A 19,153-nucleotide genomic window follows, 5' to 3' on the forward strand; every position below is an offset into this window, starting at 1 on the left:
CGATGCGCACATGCCACGTCATCGCGGTGCGGACGTTCAGCGTGAAATCAGCGGACCAGGTCTGACATGCATAACGGCGTTTCAGTGAGGTGGATCACTTGACGGGCATTTCGGTGTCCTCCGCCATAACGAGGCTGTGCGATCCGGTCGACATCTCCGGCCATCGCAACAACACAGCCATCTCCGCGGCGACGGAGACAAAAGCGGGGGCATTCAATGTGTGGAGAAACTCGTTTGCGGCCGAATACCTGCCGGCGGGCAGGAGTCTCGTCCACGTGGACGGCGTTCCCTTCGAATTTCCTCCGGTCTGCGACGGACCGGACAACGTCCGCTGTGCCGGACAGTTCATCCGCGTCCCCGAGGGCCGCTACGACTGGATCCATGTCCTGGCGGCGTCCGAGCGGCGCTGCGAGGAGACCGTCGAGCTGAACTTCGCCGACGGCTCCGTCGACGCGGAACCGCTGCGGGTCTCCGACTTCTGGGCGGCGCCCGCGTGGTTCGGCGAGGTCAAGGCGTTCGAGAGCCTCGTCATGCACTACCCGCACCACGTGCAACGAGGCGTCCCGGCGGTCATGTGGGCGCAGCGCGTGCCGGTCACCCGGCGGGCCGGCCTGACCGGCGTCCTGCTGCCCCGCAACGTCGCGGTGCATGTCTTCGCGGTCACCCTCCAGCGGACGGAGCCCTGACATGACCGTCGACATGACGGCACGGACGTACATGATCACCGGACCGGAACCCGAGTGGTGGTACCGCGACCTCATCAGCTGCCTGCAGGCCACGTTCGGTTCGGTGCTGGCACGCGAGGGCGTCGATCCGCTGTCCGTGCTCGGCGCCGGCTGGCGGTTCCTGCACCTGCCGGGTGACGTCAGGTCCGAGGAGTTCTACTACCCCTGCCCCACAGACGAGTCCGGGGGCGCGGACCTCGGTGCCGCCCTGGCACCGCACCACGAACTGCGCGCGCGCTGGTGGCAGCCCGCCGACGAGAGCGACGTCTGGCGGGAGGTGCGCGAGACGCTGGCCGACAACCGGCTGGTCATCGCCGCCGTGGACAACTTCCACCTGCCGTTCCGGCCCGCGTACGGAGACGTGCACGCCGCGCACCTCGTGGTGATCTACGGCCTGGACGAGGCCCGTGGGGTGGTCTACGTCTCGGACGCGATGCCGCCCGCCTTCCGCGGTGCCGTCCCGATCCGGGAGTTCCTGCGCAGCTGGGGCTCGGCGAACCCGACCGACGTCCAGGACGCCTTCTTCAGCGACGCGCGGATCGGCCGGCGCTGTCTCGACGTCCGCCTCGACGCCCCGCCCGCACCCCTGACGCCCGAGCTGCTCGGCGACTTCCTGCGCACCGACGTCGACGGCTTCACCACGGCACCCCCGGACAGCTCCGCCCGTACCGGTCTCGCCGGATTCGACGCGTTCGCCGCGGAACTCCTCGACCGGTGCCGGGCCTCGGACGCCGGCGCGCTGCGTGAGCTGTATCCGTTCGGCTGGGGCATGCAGGCGCAGGCGTCGCTGCACGGTGAACTGCTGCGTCGCTGCGGCCACCAATGGGGCGATCCGGCACTCGCCGGTGCGGGACGCGCGGTCGAGGCCGTCGCGCACGCGTGGACCGGACTGCGGTTCACCGGTGCGCACGGGCTGGAGGACCCGCGCGCGGTCGCTCCCGACATCGCGCACCACGCCACGAGGCTGCGCGGCACGTACGCGCGTGCGGTCGATGCCGTCGGCGCGGCGGCGGCGCGGCTGTGACCGCGTACGCACCAAACACCGTGACCCTGTGGAGTGGAGAGTGATGAGCAAGCTGGCAGCGTTCGGCGGTACGGCGTCCGTGCCGAGGGACCGACGCCGTGTGCAGTGGCCGTTGGTCGAGGACGAGGACCGCAAGGCCGTCCTCGACGCGCTCGACAGCGCGAGACTGGTCTCCGACACGGACGGGGTGAACCCGGTGTCCGTTCTGGAGGAGGACTGGGCCCGGCGGTTCGGCTTCGACCACTGCGTGGCGGTGTCGAACGGCACCGCGGCACTGGCCCTCGCGCTGGCCGCGCTCGGCGTCGGGCCGGGGGACGAGGTGATCGTGCCCGCGCTCAGCTTCATCGCCACCGGGCTCGCGCCGGTGCACCAGATGGCCGTTCCCGTGTTCGCCGACATCGACCCGGTCACCTTCAACATCGATCCCGACGACGTGGAGCGCCGGATCACCCACCGGACCAAGGCGATCATCCCCGTGCACCTGCACGGCGCGCCCGCCGACATGGACCGGATCACCGCGATCGCGCGCAAGCACGGCCTCGCGGTGATCGAGGACGCCGCACAGGCTCCCGGGGCCACCCACCGCGGCAGGCCGGTCGGCGGGATCGGCGACGCGGGCGCCTTCAGCCTCCAGGTCAGCAAGAACATTCCGACCTGTGGTGAAGGCGGCCTGGTGGTGACCCGCAACGCCGAGCTGGCCGAGGCGATGCGCCGGGGCAGGCAGTTCGGTGAGGTGATCGAGAGCGGTCGCGAGCGCGACTACGTGTCCTACGGCCTGGGCTGGAACTACAAGATGAACGCCCTCCAGGCCGCGTTCACCTCCGCGCAGCTCGCCCGGTTCGACGACTACGAGCGCGCGCGGCAGCACAACGTCACCGCGTTCCTCGCCCGGCTCTCGAAGCTGCCCGGTCTGCAGGTGCCGACCGCGCTGCCGGACACCACCCACGCCTGGCACATCCTGCGGTTCCGGTTCGACCCGGCCGCGTTCGGCCTGCGGGGAGTGCGACCGGAGGCGCTGCGCTCGGCGCTGCGGCGGCTGCTGCGCGCCGAGGGCGTCCCGATGTCGCAGTACCAGCTCATGCCGCTGCCGGACCAGAAGGTGTTCGTGGACCGCCTCGGCTTCGGCTCGGGCCACCCGTGGTCCGTGACCGGCGCGCCCGGAACGGCCGAGGGCGAGGGCTACCCGGTGACCCGCGCGGTCATCGCCGACTCCCTGACCATCCAGAAACGCCACCTCCACCCGGCGTCGGGCGAACTGCTCGGCCTGTACGCGGACGCCTTCGAGAAGGTCTGGGCGAACAGCGAGATGGTGGCCACGCTCGCGAAGGCGGCCTCATGACGGTCACTCAGGTCCTGGAGCGGGACACCCTGGGCACGATCGCCGCACGCATCCGCTCCCACGTCGTCGACATGTGCGCGGGTCCCGAAGGCGGCCACCTCGGCGGCGCGTTCTCCTGCGCCGACGTGCTCGCCGCGCTGTACTTCTCGGTGCTGAACGTGGACCCGCGGCGGCCGGACGACCCGGATCGCGACCGCTTCCTGCTCAGCAAGGGCCACGCCGCCGTCGGCCTCTACGCGACGCTGGCCGAACGGGGCTTCTTCCCGGTCGACGAGCTCGCCGGATACGGACGCCCCGGCAGCAGGCTGATGGGCCATCCGGTGCGCGCCGTGCCCGGTGTGGAGCTGCCGACCGGGTCGCTCGGTCACGGACTCGCGCTGGGCTGCGGGTTCGCGCTGGCCGCCCGGTACGCCGGCCGTGACGCGCGCACCTTCGTCCTGCTCGGCGACGGCGAGCTCCAGGAGGGCTCGGTGTGGGAGGCGGCCATCGCGGCCGCGTCGCTGCGCCTCGACCGGCTGGTCGTGGTGGTGGACCGCAACGGACTGCAGCTGACCGGTGCCACCGACGGCATCGCGCCGATGGAACCGCTGGCCGACCGCTGGCGCAGTTTCGGCTGGGCGGTCCGCGACGTGGACGGCCACGACCCGGACCAACTGGCGGACCATCTCGGCGCCGCGCCGTGGGAACCGGGCAAGCCGAGCGTGCTGATCGCGCGCACGGTCAAGGGCCAGGGGCTCCCGTTCCTCGCCGGCCGCAGCGCCAGCCACTACGTGACGCTGTCACCGCGCAACCACGCGCGGGCGGTCCGCGCGCTACGAGCCACGGAGGACTCCGGATGAGCCGCGCGACCAGGGAGGCGTACCGGGACACCCTGCTTCCCCTGCTGAAGCGGCATCCCGAACTGATGTGCCTGGACTCCGACACCGGACTGTTCAACGCCGAGCACGCCGCGGCGGCCGGCGAGCAGTACCTCAACCTCGGCATCGCCGAGCACAACCTGATGGGCGTGGCCGCCGGGATGGCCGCGTGCGGGCGGATCCCGTTCGTCAACACCATGGCCGCCTTCGCCGCGTCCCGGGCACTGGAACCTATCAAGATCGACATCGCTTACAACCGGCTGCCGGTCCGCATCATGGCCACCCACGGCGGTCTCGCCGCGGGCCACCTCGGTCCGACGCACCACGCCCTGGAAGACCTCGCCGTGCTGCGGGTACTGCCCTCGATGACCGTGGTGGTGCCTGCCGACGCCGCCGCCACGGAGGCGTTCGTCGAGCAGAGCCTGGACCTGACCGGACCGCTCTACGTCCGGCTCGGCCGCAAACCGACCCCGGCACTGCCCGCGGCCCCGCCCCCGGTCATCGGGAAGGCGCAGACGCTGCGGCAGGGCGGCGACGTGGTGCTCGCGAGTTGCGGCCCGTACCCGGTGCTCGCCTGCCTCGCGGCAGCCGATGTCCTCGCCGGGCACGGCATCGAGGCCACCGTGCTGAACATGCACACCCTGCGGCCGTTCGACGCGGAGACGCTGGTGGCCGCGGCCCGGCCGGCCTCGCTCGTGGTGACGCTGGAGGAGCACTGGCGCAGCGGCGGCCTCGGCGGCGCGGTGGCCGAGACGCTCGCGGAGGCGGCGCCCACGCGGGTGTTGAGGCTGGGCATGCCGGATCAGTTCGTCGACGAGGTGGGCAACCAGGAACACCTCGTCGCACATTACGACCTCACCGCGGAGCGGGTCGTGAGGGCGGTCCGTACCGCCCTCGACACGGCGGCCCGCTCCGGTAAGACCGATCAGAAGGAGTACATCTCATGACCACGACCACTGCGCAGGCCTGCCCGGAGTGCGAGGAGCCGGTACAGATCAGCGATTCGGTGCGGCTCAACGAGATTCTGGACTGCGTGGGCTGCCGAAGCGAACTGGAGATCGTGGCGCTGAACCCCACGGTGCTCGCCCTCGCGCCCGACGTCGAAGAGGACTGGGGCGAGTAGTCGTCCGAGGCAACCCGCCTGGCAACGCCCCTTGAATCTGAAGCACTTTCAAGGGGCGATCTCCCTGCCCCGTCAAGTGAATCCTCCCTCAAGGCGACTGGGCTCGCTTTGCTGAGAACGGGGAGGATCTCAGGCTCGACACCTTCAGGGACCAAGAAGTGGTCCGGCGGGGAGTTCGATCCAGTCCGAAGACGGTGACCATCTCGTCACCACGTCGCTCTGCGAGCCCGGTGACATCACGGGTTTCACCGCGCTCTGAGCGCGAGCGCTCATCAGGACCCGGTCCTTCAGCGGCAGGCTTTCAGAGTCGGCCCATGCGGACCGGTTCCGCTTCCTCGTGACGTGTCTGATACGCCCCAGCTCGCCTGGGCGCCCGTACCGGGACGGCCTTTGGGCCCGCAGATCTGGTGCTGCGGGCCCACTGGTGTGCAACCACACTCCTGGACGCTCGCCGTCACTCCGCCGGCGCTCGTGCGGGCGCTGCTCACGGTCAGCTCCTGTGCTGACATCACCTGAGCCCGAACACGCCGCTGCACGGCGATCACACGGATGACGAATCCCGTGGATGCCGTGCAGGCATGGCTACTTCTTCTGAAGACCCCCTATCGGGGGCTGTTGCCGTAGAGATAGTCCCGTTCGATCTCTCGCAGTTTCTGATAGTCGGCGAGAACCTGTGCCGGCTCGTCGGACATGAGAAAGACGAAGCCCGGCTGTGTGGCGATATCGATCGTCCGGGAAAGCGACTTCCCTTCCGAATGCCTCATGACGGTGAAGACGTGGGACGGTAGCGTGCGGATGGCGGCCATCGCCTCGTGAGACGGGATGATGCCGTGGTCCCTCGGATTGATGAGATGCACGAAACGATGGTGTTCCAGAATCTGGTAGGCGGTGGTGGGCAGGCGGTCGAACTCGTCCGGTTTCGCCACGGACAGAGCGAGGAGCTCCACCTGGTTGGTGCCGTAACAGCGTGTGTTGATGTCCGGAACCTGGCCACCGCCCATGCGTGCGGCGCTCTCGACCAGCACCGGTCCCCTGGAGGTCAGCATGACCTCGGTGTGACCGGCCGCGTTGTGCACCTCCAGGGCGTCGAGCACCCGGTGGGTGTAGGACTCCAGCTCTCTGGCGACCGGATCGTCAGGCGACAGCGGCTCGTTGTAGTCGGAGATGATGTGGCCGCCGGGGATGCGAAGTTTGTAATATCGGCAAATTTCGACAGTGTGGTGCCTGCCACCACGACTGACGGTATTGACGAAGTATTCCTCCCCTTCCAGGAACTCCTGTGCGAGCACCGTCGTGTTGGGCATCCCATGACGGTCGGTGCTGTTCATGATTTTTTTGTGGACAGCGCGAGCCTGTTCCGGGGACGAACATGCCACTACGTTGTCCGTGCTGGAGCTGGCGACCGGTTTCAGGACGACTGGATAGCCTGTCCTCTCGGCCCACGCGACGATCTCGTCGACATCGCTCGAGACCACGCTGGCCGCGTGTGCCAGGCCGGCATCGCGCAATGCCATGGCCATCTCGTACTTGTTGCGGCGGGCAGTCGGTCGGCTCATCCCGTTGCCGGGGGTGCCGAGTTCGGCGGAGAGCTGGTCGGCCAGTTCGACACCCGCCTCCTGGCCCGCGATCACATGGGTGACTTCATGCTTGCGCAGTACGGACGCTGTGGCCGCGACGTCGCCGAAATGGCGAATGTCGTCGAGGAATGTCTCAGGGGCGCTCGACAGGAGGATGTCCGGGTTGGGCGACCGGACATGCACCCACTGGATGTCGTACTGCTCCAGTACGGGCGGCAGGAGGCTCCCCGTCGAGTAGGCGTCGACAATCGCCACGCGCTTCGTTGGCGTACCGAGGTCTGTCGGCATCGTTGGCCACTTCCCTTCCGAGTTGGGCTGGTCCTAAGAGGTGGATCCGGGTCGCACCGGTGACTCGACTCGGGGCCCTCACGAAAGACGATCGGACCGCCACGCGGCCGCAGGGACACCCGGAAACGCCCAACCCCCGCCGGGGAAGGGCCGGTTGATAGGAGGGCACAGCCGAGCAGGCCGCTTTGGGACGCGACCTGCGAACCCACCCGCACCCCGCGCGTCCGCGACAAGCTCGTCCCCCACGACGCACCCGCCTGACAAGACCCCCACCCGGCTGAAAGTGAGGGTGTGGATCCGGTGTGCAAGGGCCGACCGTGGAGCCGGCCGCTGGAGGGCCGCGTGCTCTTGGTCGCCGACCTACGGGTGACAAACCTGACCCTGCGCCGACCGGCACCGCTGTCCTGGGGAGTCCAGGTCTGCCGCCGACTGCATCATCGGCCACTCGCCGTCGCCCGCCTTCCGGCAACGCAGGAGGTTCCGCAGGAATACCGTGCTGATCGCGCAGTCGAAGAACCACCGTTGCTCCGGCAACCGCAATGACTGCAAGGCGTGGGAGCCGGCCAGGGCGAAAGCCGCGGTCGGCGACACCACCGTGATCGCCGGGGGCGTCCACCGCACCATGTCAAGAAACGTCCGGACCGGTATCGAGAGTGGCACGGAAGAGGTCACGTCGGAGTAAGCGAGATGCTTATCCGCAGGAGAGAAGGTCAACGCAATGTGTCCCCGCGAATGAACTTCTCGCGGACGCGCATGGTGTCTGCGCGGTTCTACCGTTCTCTTCGGTCCGGCAGATCGGTTGTGTCGTCCGGTCACCCAATTGCCGGCAGGGTCGATGAGCAGCGGGATTCGCGCTGTCTCTCCGACTTCCTGCTTCGGCGAGTGGGTTGTACCCGAAACCGGCTCCGTCTCTCCCTGAGCGGAGGGTCGGGTCGGTCATCAGACGATCGCTCACTGTTTCGCCAAGGAATCGATCATCACTGCCGAACACGATACTCCAGGAGGTCGCGGCTTGAAATCCGTGCTCATTTTCTCCAGGCAACACTTCGGCAGCGTGGCCCTTGCCGCCGAACAACTGCGAGCCCGCGGTCTGCGTTCGGTGCTGGTCTCCGAGCTTCCTGACAATCGCCACCGAGACACATGCGACGACCATGTCGTGGTCGACTGGGAGAGCGATGACCTGTCCGTACTCCCGACCCGGCTTGAACAGCGTGGCATCGCCCCCATCGCCGTCGTCAACATGCTCGAATCGTTGTCGCCCTGGCAGGTGGCTGTAGCCACGCACTACGACCTTCCGGGTGCTGACGAGAGTCGCCATGTGCTGCTCGACAAAGTGCTGGTCCGAGAGCACATGCAGGCCCTGGGACTGTCCGACATGCGCTTCTCCGGCGATCCGGCGGCAGTGGACTTCTTCCCCGCCATCGTCAAACCCTCACGTGATTCCGGGGCCTCACGTCTGGTCAGCCGAGTGGACGGTCCGGACGAGCTTCTCGCCTACCGGCGCCGCCTGGCCGAAGCCGGCCTTGCCGACACCGAGTTGATCATCGAGGAGTACCTGCCCGGTGTTGAGTTCTCCGTGGACGGTCTTGTCGTCGACGGCCGTTTCCATCCGCTCCTGGCGGTCGAGAAGCCCGAGCACGACGACATCAGGCACCACGATGCGGGACTCGAGTTTCATCCGCCTCAGCAGGATCATGTGCGTGAGGGTGTGCGCGTCCTGTGCGAGAGGATCACCATGCTCTGCACTCATCTCCGTCTCGACCAGTTCTGGCTGCACTTCGAGGGCCGGGCCACCGAAGACGGTCGGACAGAGCTCATAGAGATCAACCCGCGCCCCGGCGGCGGCATGATCCCCGCAGCGGTCCGCGAGATCAGCGGGATCGACTCGATCGAGGCATTCGTCTCCATGGCACTGGGTGAATTCACGCTGGATCGACCGATTCCGCTTCGCGACCGGCCGATCATCGGCTGGATCGACATGGAAGGCGACGAGCTCGGCACTGTCGAGGTCAGCACCACAGTGGATGATCTGCGCGAACTACCCGGCGTAGTCGGCGCACAGATCACCAACGGCTACCAGATCACCGATTTGGAGCAGGAGAACTTCTTCCTGCGCTTCGCGGTCACCGCCGATTCCGTGACTCAGTTGCGTGAGCGTGTGGAGACCGTCCGGAACAAGGTCGATTACCGCATCACGGCGCAACCGCCGGCGAACTGAGCAACCAGCGGCAGGAGCTGGGGCCGAGCGGGCGGTGGGCACGCGAACGCGACCCCGCATCGCACGGCCGGCGCCCGGATCGAGTGGTAAGCGAAATCCACAGCCGCAGGAGAGGAAAGTCAACGTGACACGTCGCCGCGAATGCGTTTGTCGCGGAGGTGCACGGTACCGGCGTGCCCGTAGTGTCCCTTCGGCGGGCATGGAAATGCATGGCCGCTCCCCTGAACTCTGAACAGGAAAAAGCCGCCAACGAGGTGGAGGAAAGGAGGGCGAGTGAGCACTGACACAACAAATTGGGCGTACACCGGCCGGCGATACACCATGTATCGCTTCCCGCCGGACGTGGCACGCGACCTGAAGGCGTTGAACGCGCCTGACAACTGGCATGCACTGCTGGCGTGGTTCAAGGACCTGGTGTGGATGGCCGGCTGTGTTCTGCTGTGCGTCTACGGCTCGTATGGGTTCTATCCCTTGGCAGTCCTCATCATCGGTGCCAGGCAGCGCGGTCTGTCCACGATTCTTCATGATTGCGCGCACGGGGTGGGCATAGCGAACCGCCATCTGCAGATGGCCGTCGGTACCGTGCTGACCGCATACCCGATCTTTCAGCAGCATTACGCGTACAAGGTGTCGCACGTCTACACGCACCACCCGCGCCTCGGCAGCCCCGACCTCGATCCCGATCTGCGGTTCTTCATCGAGCAGGGGGCATACGAGAAGGCCGCGGCGCCGACGTACATACGGCGGGTGGTGCTCATGCCGCTGCTCGGTTCGCAGACGTGGGGCTATATCCGCTATCTCGTCCGCAATCGCTACCGGGTGCTCACCGGGGCGGAGAAGTCGTCGGGCCCCGCGAATCCTGTGCAACGGCGAAAGCGGATTCTCGACGGGGTCGGCTTCTGGGTGTTCTGGGCGACGGTCGCGGGCGCGGCCTGGTACGGAGACTGGTTCGTCGGACTGCTGCTGTTCTGGGTCATCCCGTACTTGACGAGCTTTCAGATCCTGGGCTGGTACATCGAGCTGTCGGAGCACACCCCTCTGGTGCGCGACTCCTCGGTGGACCTCTACATGACACGCAATCGCAAGAGTCGCCTCTGGGAGCGACTGCTCACCGGGATCCACAACGACCACTTCCACCTGGAACACCATCTCGACCCGCGCACGCCCTTCTACAAGCTGTCCCAGGCACGCGAGATACGGATGCGCGACCCCGAGTACGCAGAGGTGGACGCCCAGTTCGGCGGATTGTGGCACCGCGGTCCACAGGGGCAGCCCAGCGCAATCACCGCGATCGTCCGCTCCATGGTCCGAGACGAGGAGGACAACGGTGTCCCGGCCTGAGGTACCCGCACAACGCAAAGCATTCCGTGCCGTGGAGACAGCGGCCATCCACGGCGGATACGAATGGCGGCTCGGCATCACACCGCCGGTCGTCACGCCGATCTACCAGACCTCCGCGTACGAACTGCCCAGCACGGCCGACGCGGCCGGGATATTCGACCTGCAGCAGGACGGACATGCCTACACACGGCTGAACAACCCCACGTGCGATGTGCTCGAAGAGCGCATGGCCGCGGTGGACGGGGCCGCGGCCGGGCTCGCCGTCGCCTCCGGGCAGGCGGCGATCTCCATCGCGCTGCTCAATCTGTGTCAGGCCGGGGACAACATCGTCAGCTCCAACGAGCTGTACGGCGGTACGTGGAACCTGCTCGCCAACACCTTCAAGCGGTTCGGTATCGAGACTCGGTTCGTCAGCCCCTCCGATCCGAAGAACTTCGCCGCCGCCACGGACGAACGCACCCGCTGCTACTTCGGTGAGACCCTGCCCAACCCGCGGCTGAGTGTCTTCCCCATCGAGGCCGTCGCCGAACTCGGCGAGCAGGCGGGTGTGCCGCTGGTCCTCGACAACACGATGGTCCCGTACGTGTGCCGGCCCATACGACACGGCGCCCACATCCTGGTCTATTCCGCCACCAAGTACATCGGGGGCCACGGATCGACCCTCGGTGGGCTCGTCCTCGATTCCGGCCGCTTCGACTGGGAGGCGCACGCGGGCCGTCATCCGCTGCTCACGGAACCGGACGCGGCACATGGCGGGGTGGTATGGACGCGTACCGGAAAGGAGTTGAACAGTGCGCTCGGCCGGAGCAGCTACCTGCTCAAGGCCCGCGAGACCCTGTTGCGTGACCTGGGTCCCTGTCTCAGCCCCTTCAACGCCTGGCTGCTGCTCCAGGGCCTGGAGACCCTCCACCTGCGTATGCGCGCCCACGGGGAGAACGCGACCGCGGTGGCCGACTTCCTCAAGACCCACCCCAAGGTCGGGACGGTGCGCCATCCCAGCCTCAGCACCGGCGAACAAGCCCAGCTCGCCGCACGCTACTTCGGGGACAACGGCGGGCCCCTCGTCCAGTTCGAGCTGACCGGCGGACGCGAAGCCGGCTGCAGGTTCATCGAGTCGCTCCAGCTGATCTCGCACGTGACCAACGTCGGCGACGTGCGCTCACTCGCCACCCACCCGGCCTCCACCACGCACGCCCAGCTTCCCGAGCAGGAGCAACTCGCCGCCGGGGTCACCCAGGGCTCCATACGGCTGGCCGTCGGCATCGAGCACATCGACGATCTGCTGACCGACCTCGGTCAGGCCCTGGACCGCTCATGACCCGTCCGCTCGTCGCCCTCGCATGCTCGGCCGAGACGTGGGACGAGGTGCGTCACCACGCGGTGCGTCACGCCTACGTCGCCGCGCTGGAAGACGTGGCCGAGTGCACCGTGGTCCTCGTCCCGGGGGCCGGTCGCACCTTCGTGGCCCAGCTGGACCGGTTCGACGGACTGGTGCTCGGCGGCCATGAGACCAACGTCGCCCCGGAACGCTACGCGGCGGCGGACGGGCCCGGTCCCTTCGACCCCGACCGCGATGCTCTCGCGCTCGCGGTGATCCCAAAGGCCGTCGAGGCCGGTCTTCCCCTCCTCGGCATCTGCCGAGGGCTGCAGGAACTGAACGTCGCCCACGGCGGCACCCTCCGCGCCCTGGACCCACCGGTTCATCGCGAGGACCTTTCGCTCCCGCGGGATCAGCAGTACCTGCCCGCACACGAGATACGGATCAGTCCGGGCGGAACGCTGTACGAGCTGACCGGTCGCACCGGTTCGGCACGGGTGAACTCCCTCCACGGCCAGGCCATCGACAGTCTGGGGGCGGGACTTCGGATCGAGGCCGAAGCCCCCGACGGCGTCGTCGAAGCGGCGTCCGTCGCTGACGGCCGGGCCTTCGGGCTCGCGGTGCAGTGGCACCCCGAGTGGTATGCCACCACGGACTGGCTGTCCAGGAAGATCTTCCACGCTTTCGGTGACGCTGCCCGGAAACATGCGGCGGGCCGCTGACTTCTGGAGGACAAGAACTTGAACGCGTTTCCCGTCATCGAGGACCACAGGGCTGCCACCTTCGGCCTTCCCGCGTCCCTCAGCCGTCACCTGAAGATCGCCACCGTCTTCACTCCGGAACATCCGCTCGTCCTGGAGTCGGGCCGTTCGCTCTCCCATGTGCAGGTCGCCTACGAGGAGTACGGGACCCCGTCACGCCACCACGACAACACGGTGTTCGTCTGCCATGCCCTCACCGGGGACTCGCACCCGGCACGGCACGACCCGGACGACATACCCGGCTGGTGGGACGTGATGGTCGGTCCGGGCCGGCCGATCGACACGGACACCTTCCACGTCGTGAGCGCCAACGTCCTGGGCGGCTGCGCGGGAACGACGGGCCCCCTGTCCCCGGGGGAGACCGGCCGCCCGCTGGGCCCCGACTTTCCCGAGGTCACGGTCTCGGACATGGTCACCGTGCACCGGGCACTCCTCGCTCATCTCGGCATCCATCGCCTGCACTCGGTGGTCGGCGGCTCGCTGGGCGGCATGCAGGCGCTGGAGTGGCTCCTGCGTCACCCCGGCGACGCGGGGCGCTTCTTTCTCATCGGCACGGCGGCCTGTCTCACCGCCGACGGCCTGGCGGCCCACGCGGTCGGCAGAGCGGCGATCCGCTCCGATCCGCGCTTCGACAACGGTCGTTACGTGGACGGTCTCATCGAGGGGCCGCGGGACGGCCTGGGCATCGCGCGGATGGTCGCCCATCTCACCTACATGTCTCTCCAATCGCTGGAGACCAAGTTCGGGCGGGCCGTCCAACCCGGTCGCGAACCCGCCGGTCCGGCCCACGGCCGCTACGCCATCGAGAGCTATCTGGAACACCAGGCCCGCAAGTTCGTGGACCGCTTCGACGCCAACAGCTATCTCCACCTGACGACCGCGATGGACCGGTTCAGCGCCTTCGACCGCCCGCACGCCGTCACACCGGACAACGACCCGGCGGTCCACGTGTTCAGCTTCGCTTCGGACCGCCTCTTCGGCCAGGACGTCACCAGTGCGCTCCTGGCGCAGTTGACGGCCACCGAACTGACGACGGTCACCCACCACCGGGACAGCACCTCGCCCGCCGGCCACGACGCATTTCTGCTCAACGTCCCCGGATACCTGCGTGAGATGAGCACCGTCCTCGCGCCGCCGGCCGTGTGACGCCGTCGCACCAAGCAGTTCGATCCATCATCCGCAACGTCTGTAGGGACATGCCTTGATTGACAACGCGCCGACAGTAGTGGACGCACAGGGCGGGGACTTGAGGAGTCTCCCCGACCGGGAGTATCTGGACCTGGGAACCTGTGTGAACCGCTACGGCCCTCCTCCTGCCGTGGAAGCCGCTTTGCGTTCCATCAAGCCGGAGCACCTCCTCGCGCACCCCTACGGCTCCGAGGAGAGCTTCACCGAGGCCTACGCGGACTTCATCGGAGCGTCGCCGGACCGGTTGATACCCGGCCGCGGGATCACCGAGTTCATCCGCGTCCTCGCACAGCTCCTTCCGACGGAGCAGGTCGCCGTCATCACGCCCGACTACACCGACACGATTCGTTGGTTCCCCACGCATCTCGACCCTCCGTCGGGAACCGCGGAAACGCCCCAGTCACGCCTTGACCGCGTGGACTTGGCGATGCGCACCCACCCGTACGTCATGCTGTCCAACCCGAACAATCCACTGGGTTTCTACCTGCACCGAGACGACCTGGTGGACATCTGTCGCGCCAACCCGGACTCGGTTCTCATCGTCGACGAGGCGTACATCGAGTTCCTGCCCGAGCACGCCGAACTCTCGATGACGCAGAGCGGCCTGTCGAACGTGGTGGTGCTGCGCTCTCCGAACAAGTTCTTCGGTATCGCCGGCACGCGTACCGGGGCGCTCTGGACGTTGAACTCCGAGATCTACCGCAGGGTGGCCGAGCGCAAGCTCAACTGGACGCTCTCCCACGTCGACACCGTGCTGGCGACGGCCGCCCTGGCCGAAACCGAATGGGCCGAGCGCACCCGGTCCGCTCTGCTGCGCAACGCCGTCGGCCTGGAGGAGATCATCGGCGACCGGTTCCCCGGCCTGGTGCGCGGCGTCCCCGTCCACTACCGCTTCATCGCCACCGACGACCCCGTCGAAGGGCACCGCTTCTTCCTCGACCACGGTGTGGCCGTGCGGGCCCTCGACGGGAGGCAGCCGGGGCGGGTGTCCGGTCTGCGCGTGACGGCGCCTACCGCCACGGAGCTGGCGAACCTCAAGGACTCTCTGACCCAGCTGGAGCACGTGTGAGCGGGCTGAGGCCCGTTTCTTCCTCGACGAGGCCGTGCGGCTGATCCACGGCGTCGAACCCGACAGGCGGTCCCCGGTCAGAGGGGACCGCCTTCGTCGGTCAGAACCGTCTCAGGTGTCAGGTCTCAGGTCTCATGTCACGCGTCCGTCGAGAGACGCGAAAAGCCGGGGGCATCGCTGCCCCCGGCTCTCACGGAACTGTGCTCGGGCCTTACTCCATGGTCGGCCTGCGCTCGTCGATGAGCGCGGCGATGTCCGCAATGCGCGAACCGCCGACCAGGTCGGCCATGTCCACGCTGACCGAGGTCTCCTCGAAAATGCGGAACTGCAGGGCGACCGCCTGCAGCGAGCCGGCGCCGAGCTCGCGCGGTGTCCGCAGGTCGACCTCTTCGGACTCGGGCAGCCGCAAGACCTCCCGGACCATGGTCCGCAGCCCCGGCAGTGTGCCGGGATCCGCACCGACGTCAACAGTCCGGTTCTGGCCGGCCGCGGAACTCACTGCGACCGACCCTGGACGACAGAAGCCGCGATGATCATTTTCTGCACTTCGGCAACTCCTTCATGTATGCGCAACGACCTGAGCTGTCGGTTGAGTTGTTCGGTCCCGCCGCCTTCGACCGACCGGAGGCCGGCGCGCTCATGCGGAACTCACCGGCCGTTCCGCGGAGTCGGCACGCAGCAGGATGCACACCCGCAGCCCGGACACACTCGATGCCAGCAGGTAGAGCCCGCCCGCCCGGACTGTTCCGGCGGACGACCGGTCGACCAGGTTGATCAGCGGGTCTGCGGCAAAGCAGTGTCCGACCCTGGTGATGTTCGACGTGTCCAACTGGGACGTGCCGAAACCGGCCTGCACTTCCTTCATCGTCACGACGGGGAGGAAGAGGTTGTTGTGCAGCAGGCCGTCGATCGCCTCCATGCCGATGCCGGCCTCGGCGAACAGGCGCTGGTTGGCGATCCTGGTCAGATCGGCGCTGATCTCGTCGCCCCGGCCGAGCGCGGCCGGATCCTGAGCGGACGCGTCGGCGACCCATTCGTAGGTTTCCGAAGCGCCGTCCGACCGTCGCGTGACCAGGCAACTGGCCGCACCGTCGCTGAACAGTGCGAAGTCCGAGAGCCGCTCGGATTCGGCGGCCACCCGGTCCGCCGTGATCACCAGCACGGTCCGATGGCGGCCCGCGGCAACCATCGCGGCGGCGGTCTGCAGTCCGGTGAGCATGTTCGCGCACCGGTTCAGCGTGATGCCGGTAACCGGAACGGACCCGAGCTCCAGCCCACGGAGGACCGACCCGATCAGCTCACCGTGCGCCGCGATGTCGGCGGGAAACACGGTGGAGCACAGTACGAGTGCGTCGACTTCGTCCGGCTCGACGCCTGCCGCGCTCAAGGTCCGGCGGCCGGTTCGTACGGCGAGAGCGGCCGTGTCGAGTGCCGTACGGTGAACCGCACCCCACCCCCACATCCGGGCGTCGGGCACCATCTGCCGCTGGTCGACGAAGTCGGCGAATCCCTCGATCTCCGTATGGTCCATCGAGGTCTCGCCGAGCACGTACCTGGGGGCACGCAGAACCACACCGGTGGTTTCGTCCGGTTTCATGTCACCCCAGTCGCCGGCGCAGGAAGTCGGCGATCACGTCGAACGCGTCCCTGGAGGTGTCCAGCACGGACGCCAAGGCCAGAAAACCGTGCGGCAGGCTCGTGTACGCGTGGTACTCCACCGGCACGCCCGCGCGCTTGAGGGCGTCCGCATAGGCTTCGCCCTCGTCGTACAGCGGACAGTACTCGGCCGTCATCAGCAGCGCCGGGGCAAGTCCACTGTGGTCGGCCGCGTTGAGCGGTGAGGCGTAAGGGGAGTCGCCATCGGCGGGATCGGCGAGGTAGTGGTCCCAGAACCAGGCGGACGAGTGGGCGTTGAAGAACATCGGATCGGTGTTGTCGCGCATGGACTTCGTGTCCGCGCCGCTGCTGCGCGTGGGCGGGTAGACGAGCACCTGGGCGGAGATCGGCGGTCCGTCGTCGTCTCTGGCCATGAGGGCGATCGCCGCCGCCAGGTTGCCGCCGGAGCTGTCTCCCGCGAGGCCGATGCGCCCGCTGTCGGCACCGAGTTCGGACGCGTGCTCCGCCACCCATTTCACGGCGGCGTAGCAGTCGTCGATGGCTGCCGGGAACGGATGCTCGGGTGCCAGTCGGTAGCCCACGGAGACGATCACGCAGGGAACCTTGGCGGACAGCGTGCGGCAGATCGCGTCCGACGTGTCCAGGGAGCCGACGACCCAACCGCCGCCGAAGAAATACACCAGTACGGGAAGCGGGCTCTCACTCTGCGGGCGGTACACCCTGAGCGTCAGTTGGCCGGCCGGACCAGGGATGTCCAGATCGAAGACCTCTTCAGGTTGTTTGATCCAATCCCAGTTCGTGGCTTCGGTTTCCGCGTCCGCTTTCCGGGCCTGGTCCACCGACATCGTGTAAAGCGGTGTGAAACCGGTTGCGACGCGATAGTCCCTGACTCCCGCAACGGTTGGATGAAGCGGCATTCACACTCTCCCAGTTCTTCGGAACCAACGCTGCACGGCATTTCATTGGAGAAACATCCGGACCAGCATCCAGGGTGGCACGGTCCAGGGCAGCGCCGGGGTAAGCGAGTTGCTTAGCCACAGGAGAGAAAAGTCAACGCAATGTGTCCGCGTACCTGAACCTGTCGCGGACGCACATGTCGGCGGCGCGATCGTACGGTCCTTTTTGACGCGGCAGACGGGGTGCGTAATTCTCATCTCCGATGAGCCGACAGAGCTTCGTGCTGACGTGGAGGGGGAACCCCGCTCTCGGCGAGTCGTCGGGTGGAAACGCAAGATAAGGAGCCACGTTGTCCAACAATGTCGTACGCACCAGTCAGCGGCCCTCGGCGGTCATCCGGAGCGCCGCCGCCGAAGCGATCGCCCGCGGTGGACAGCCGGCCGCGGCGATCCACGTGCGCACCGAGTCAGTCGCGTGAACACCGCGGCGTCGGACCGGTCGAGCGTCGACAAGCCGCGATTCCGTGACACTCTGCGCGGCCTGCCCCGCCGGGTCTGGATCGTCAGTCTCGGCAGCCTGATCCTCCAGGTCGGCAGCTTCCTGCCCGTGTTCATCGTGCTCTACCTGACCCAGCGTGGCCATTCCGCCGGGGCCGCGGGGCTCGTGCTGGGCGCGTCAGGTCTGGGCAGTGTGCTCGGCCACGTCATCGGTGGCTATCTCACCGACACCATCGGCCGGCGATCGGCCATCCTGCTGTCCGTCGTGACCACTTCCGGCCTGACAGCGCTCGTGCCGTTCGTCGAACCGCTGCCGGTCATCATCATCGTGGTCGGTCTCATCGGCGTGATGTCGCAGATCCACCGGCCGGCCATGGCCGCGGTGCTGGTGGACTCCGTGGCGCCCGAGCAACGGCTCGCCGCCTTCGGAGTTCTCCGGTTCGCGCAGAACATCGGCGCTGCCCTGGGCGGCGTCCTCGGCGGCATCCTGGCCAGCCACTCCTACGTGGAGCTGTTCCTCATAGAGGCCGCGGCCCTCCTGCTGTTCGGCGTGATCGTGGCGGTGCTGCTGCGGGACGCCAACCGGCCGCGGTCCGACGAGGGCGAGGCCGACCCGCAGGAGGACCGGACGGTGGGGTACCGACAGGCCCTCACCGACCGCACCCTGGTGCGGTTCCTGCTGATGACCGTCTTCGGCATGTTCGTCTACATCCAGACCACCGTCGGCCTGCCCCTGCACGTCAACGACACGGGTCTGGACGAGCGGGACTTCGGTCTCCTCATGGGGCTCAACGGTCTGCTGGTGGTGCTGCTGGAGCTGCCCCTCATCAGCGTGGTCTCCCGGTACCGGCCGGAGTACGTCCTGGCCGCCGGCAACCTGTTCACCTGTGTCGGTCTCACGCTGACCGGGTTCGCGACCAGCATGGGCATGCTGGCGGTGACCGTGATGATCTGGACGTTCGGCGAGATGGTGTACTCCTCCATCGTCCAGGCCCACCTGGTGAATCTGACTCCGCCGGGGATGGTCGGGCGCTACCAGGGGCTGTACGGCGCCGCGTACACGGTCGGCACGGGCGCCGGACCGGTCATCGGCGGTGCCGTGTACGCCTACGCCCCATGGGTGCTGTGGACCCTGACCGGCGTGCTGGGGCTGCTGAGCGTCCAGCTCAGTCTGCGGGTGCGCCCCTCGGCCTCCGCGACGAAGGAAGCGAGTGCCTGACCCGCTGCCGGCCGCATGAACCTGGCACATCCGCGCGAATCCACGACGTCACGTTGCGTCGTTTCTGTCTCCCCCCATGTCCGAAATGAACAGGA

General features: G+C 67.6%; 18 protein-coding genes and 1 pseudogene. 15 read left to right on the plus strand and 4 right to left on the minus strand.

Going from position 1 to position 19,153, the window contains the following annotated elements; translation table 11 throughout:
• The first annotated feature begins 275 nt into the window (after nucleotides 1-275).
• From ACWBNA_RS02535 to ACWBNA_RS02560, 6 genes are read left to right on the plus strand one after another with little or no spacing between them, the layout of a single operon-like run.
• A complete protein-coding gene (locus tag ACWBNA_RS02535; protein WP_482701828.1) occupies nucleotides 276-686 on the plus strand; it encodes a hypothetical protein in 411 nt (136 codons plus the stop codon).
• A 1-nt stretch (nucleotide 687) separates the two neighbouring features.
• Nucleotides 688-1,749, plus strand: coding sequence for a BtrH N-terminal domain-containing protein (locus tag ACWBNA_RS02540; RefSeq protein ID WP_482701829.1), 1,062 nt, complete (start codon nucleotides 688-690; stop codon nucleotides 1,747-1,749).
• 43 nt (nucleotides 1,750-1,792) lie between these two features.
• Nucleotides 1,793-3,088, plus strand: a complete 1,296-nt coding sequence (locus tag ACWBNA_RS02545; protein WP_482701831.1) for a DegT/DnrJ/EryC1/StrS family aminotransferase — start codon at nucleotides 1,793-1,795, stop codon at nucleotides 3,086-3,088.
• Nucleotides 3,085-3,927: a transketolase gene (locus tag ACWBNA_RS02550; RefSeq protein ID WP_482701833.1), complete on the plus strand. Its 843-nt coding sequence runs from the start codon at nucleotides 3,085-3,087 to the stop codon at nucleotides 3,925-3,927. Before ACWBNA_RS02545 ends, ACWBNA_RS02550 begins: the two co-directional genes overlap by 4 nt.
• A complete protein-coding gene (locus tag ACWBNA_RS02555; RefSeq protein WP_482701835.1) occupies nucleotides 3,924-4,892 on the plus strand; it encodes a transketolase family protein in 969 nt (322 codons plus the stop codon). The genes ACWBNA_RS02550 and ACWBNA_RS02555 overlap by 4 nt, the downstream gene beginning before the upstream one ends.
• Nucleotides 4,889-5,068 carry a lysine biosynthesis protein LysW gene (locus ACWBNA_RS02560; RefSeq protein ID WP_482701836.1) on the plus strand — a complete coding sequence of 60 codons (180 nt, stop codon included), beginning with the start codon at nucleotides 4,889-4,891 and terminating at the stop codon, nucleotides 5,066-5,068. The genes ACWBNA_RS02555 and ACWBNA_RS02560 overlap by 4 nt, the downstream gene beginning before the upstream one ends.
• A gap of 602 nt (nucleotides 5,069-5,670) precedes the next feature.
• Here the strand turns inward: ACWBNA_RS02560 and ACWBNA_RS02565 are convergent.
• Nucleotides 5,671-6,933 (minus strand): ATP-grasp domain-containing protein, encoded by a 1,263-nt coding sequence (locus tag ACWBNA_RS02565; RefSeq protein ID WP_482701838.1) that lies wholly within the window; start codon nucleotides 6,931-6,933, stop codon nucleotides 5,671-5,673.
• A gap of 285 nt (nucleotides 6,934-7,218) precedes the next feature.
• On the opposite strand from ACWBNA_RS02565, the pseudogene ACWBNA_RS02570 reads away from it, so the two are divergent.
• From ACWBNA_RS02570 to ACWBNA_RS02600, 7 genes and pseudogenes are all read left to right on the plus strand, one after another.
• Nucleotides 7,219-7,543, plus strand: a pseudogene (locus ACWBNA_RS02570) (IS5/IS1182 family transposase); the annotation flags it as partial.
• Between the two features lie 411 nt (nucleotides 7,544-7,954).
• Nucleotides 7,955-9,151, plus strand: coding sequence for an ATP-grasp domain-containing protein (locus ACWBNA_RS02575; RefSeq protein ID WP_482702421.1), 1,197 nt, complete (start codon nucleotides 7,955-7,957; stop codon nucleotides 9,149-9,151).
• A 273-nt stretch (nucleotides 9,152-9,424) separates the two neighbouring features.
• Entirely contained in the window at nucleotides 9,425-10,492 is a 1,068-nt protein-coding gene (locus ACWBNA_RS02580; RefSeq protein ID WP_482701840.1) for a fatty acid desaturase family protein, read from the plus strand.
• A gap of 31 nt (nucleotides 10,493-10,523) precedes the next feature.
• The gene (locus tag ACWBNA_RS02585) at nucleotides 10,524-11,810 is read left to right on the plus strand and encodes an O-acetylhomoserine aminocarboxypropyltransferase/cysteine synthase family protein (RefSeq protein WP_482701842.1); all 1,287 of its coding nucleotides are present in this window, start codon (nucleotides 10,524-10,526) and stop codon (nucleotides 11,808-11,810) included.
• A complete protein-coding gene (locus ACWBNA_RS02590; protein WP_482701844.1) occupies nucleotides 11,807-12,532 on the plus strand; it encodes a gamma-glutamyl-gamma-aminobutyrate hydrolase family protein in 726 nt (241 codons plus the stop codon). The genes ACWBNA_RS02585 and ACWBNA_RS02590 overlap by 4 nt, the downstream gene beginning before the upstream one ends.
• An 18-nt stretch (nucleotides 12,533-12,550) precedes the next feature.
• Entirely contained in the window at nucleotides 12,551-13,717 is a 1,167-nt protein-coding gene (gene metX, locus ACWBNA_RS02595) for a homoserine O-acetyltransferase MetX (RefSeq protein WP_482701846.1), read from the plus strand.
• A gap of 100 nt (nucleotides 13,718-13,817) precedes the next feature.
• On the plus strand, nucleotides 13,818-14,828 hold the full coding sequence (locus ACWBNA_RS02600) for an aminotransferase class I/II-fold pyridoxal phosphate-dependent enzyme (RefSeq protein WP_482701847.1): 1,011 nt from the start codon (nucleotides 13,818-13,820) through the stop codon (nucleotides 14,826-14,828).
• 211 nt (nucleotides 14,829-15,039) lie between these two features.
• Here the strand turns inward: ACWBNA_RS02600 and ACWBNA_RS02605 are convergent, their stop codons facing one another.
• The 3 genes from ACWBNA_RS02605 to ACWBNA_RS02615 form a co-directional block, all read right to left on the minus strand.
• A complete protein-coding gene (locus tag ACWBNA_RS02605) occupies nucleotides 15,040-15,327 on the minus strand; it encodes an acyl carrier protein (RefSeq protein WP_482701849.1) in 288 nt (95 codons plus the stop codon).
• Between the two features lie 138 nt (nucleotides 15,328-15,465).
• The gene (locus ACWBNA_RS02610) at nucleotides 15,466-16,425 is read right to left on the minus strand and encodes a beta-ketoacyl-[acyl-carrier-protein] synthase family protein (protein WP_482701851.1); all 960 of its coding nucleotides are present in this window, start codon (nucleotides 16,423-16,425) and stop codon (nucleotides 15,466-15,468) included.
• Between the two features lies 1 nt (nucleotide 16,426).
• Nucleotides 16,427-17,290, minus strand: coding sequence for an alpha/beta hydrolase (locus tag ACWBNA_RS02615; RefSeq protein ID WP_482701853.1), 864 nt, complete (start codon nucleotides 17,288-17,290; stop codon nucleotides 16,427-16,429).
• Nucleotides 17,291-17,691: 401 nt separating this feature from the next.
• Between ACWBNA_RS02615 and ACWBNA_RS02620 the strand changes: the two genes are divergently transcribed.
• Together ACWBNA_RS02620 and ACWBNA_RS02625 are read left to right on the plus strand one after the other, a co-directional pair.
• Nucleotides 17,692-17,820, plus strand: a complete 129-nt coding sequence (locus ACWBNA_RS02620; protein ID WP_482701855.1) for a hypothetical protein — start codon at nucleotides 17,692-17,694, stop codon at nucleotides 17,818-17,820.
• Entirely contained in the window at nucleotides 17,817-19,058 is a 1,242-nt protein-coding gene (locus ACWBNA_RS02625) for an MFS transporter (RefSeq protein WP_482701857.1), read from the plus strand. Before ACWBNA_RS02620 ends, ACWBNA_RS02625 begins: the two co-directional genes overlap by 4 nt.
• The last annotated feature ends 95 nt before the right edge of the window (nucleotides 19,059-19,153 follow it).

This window comes from Streptomyces sp. Q2 (genome assembly GCF_056820935.1).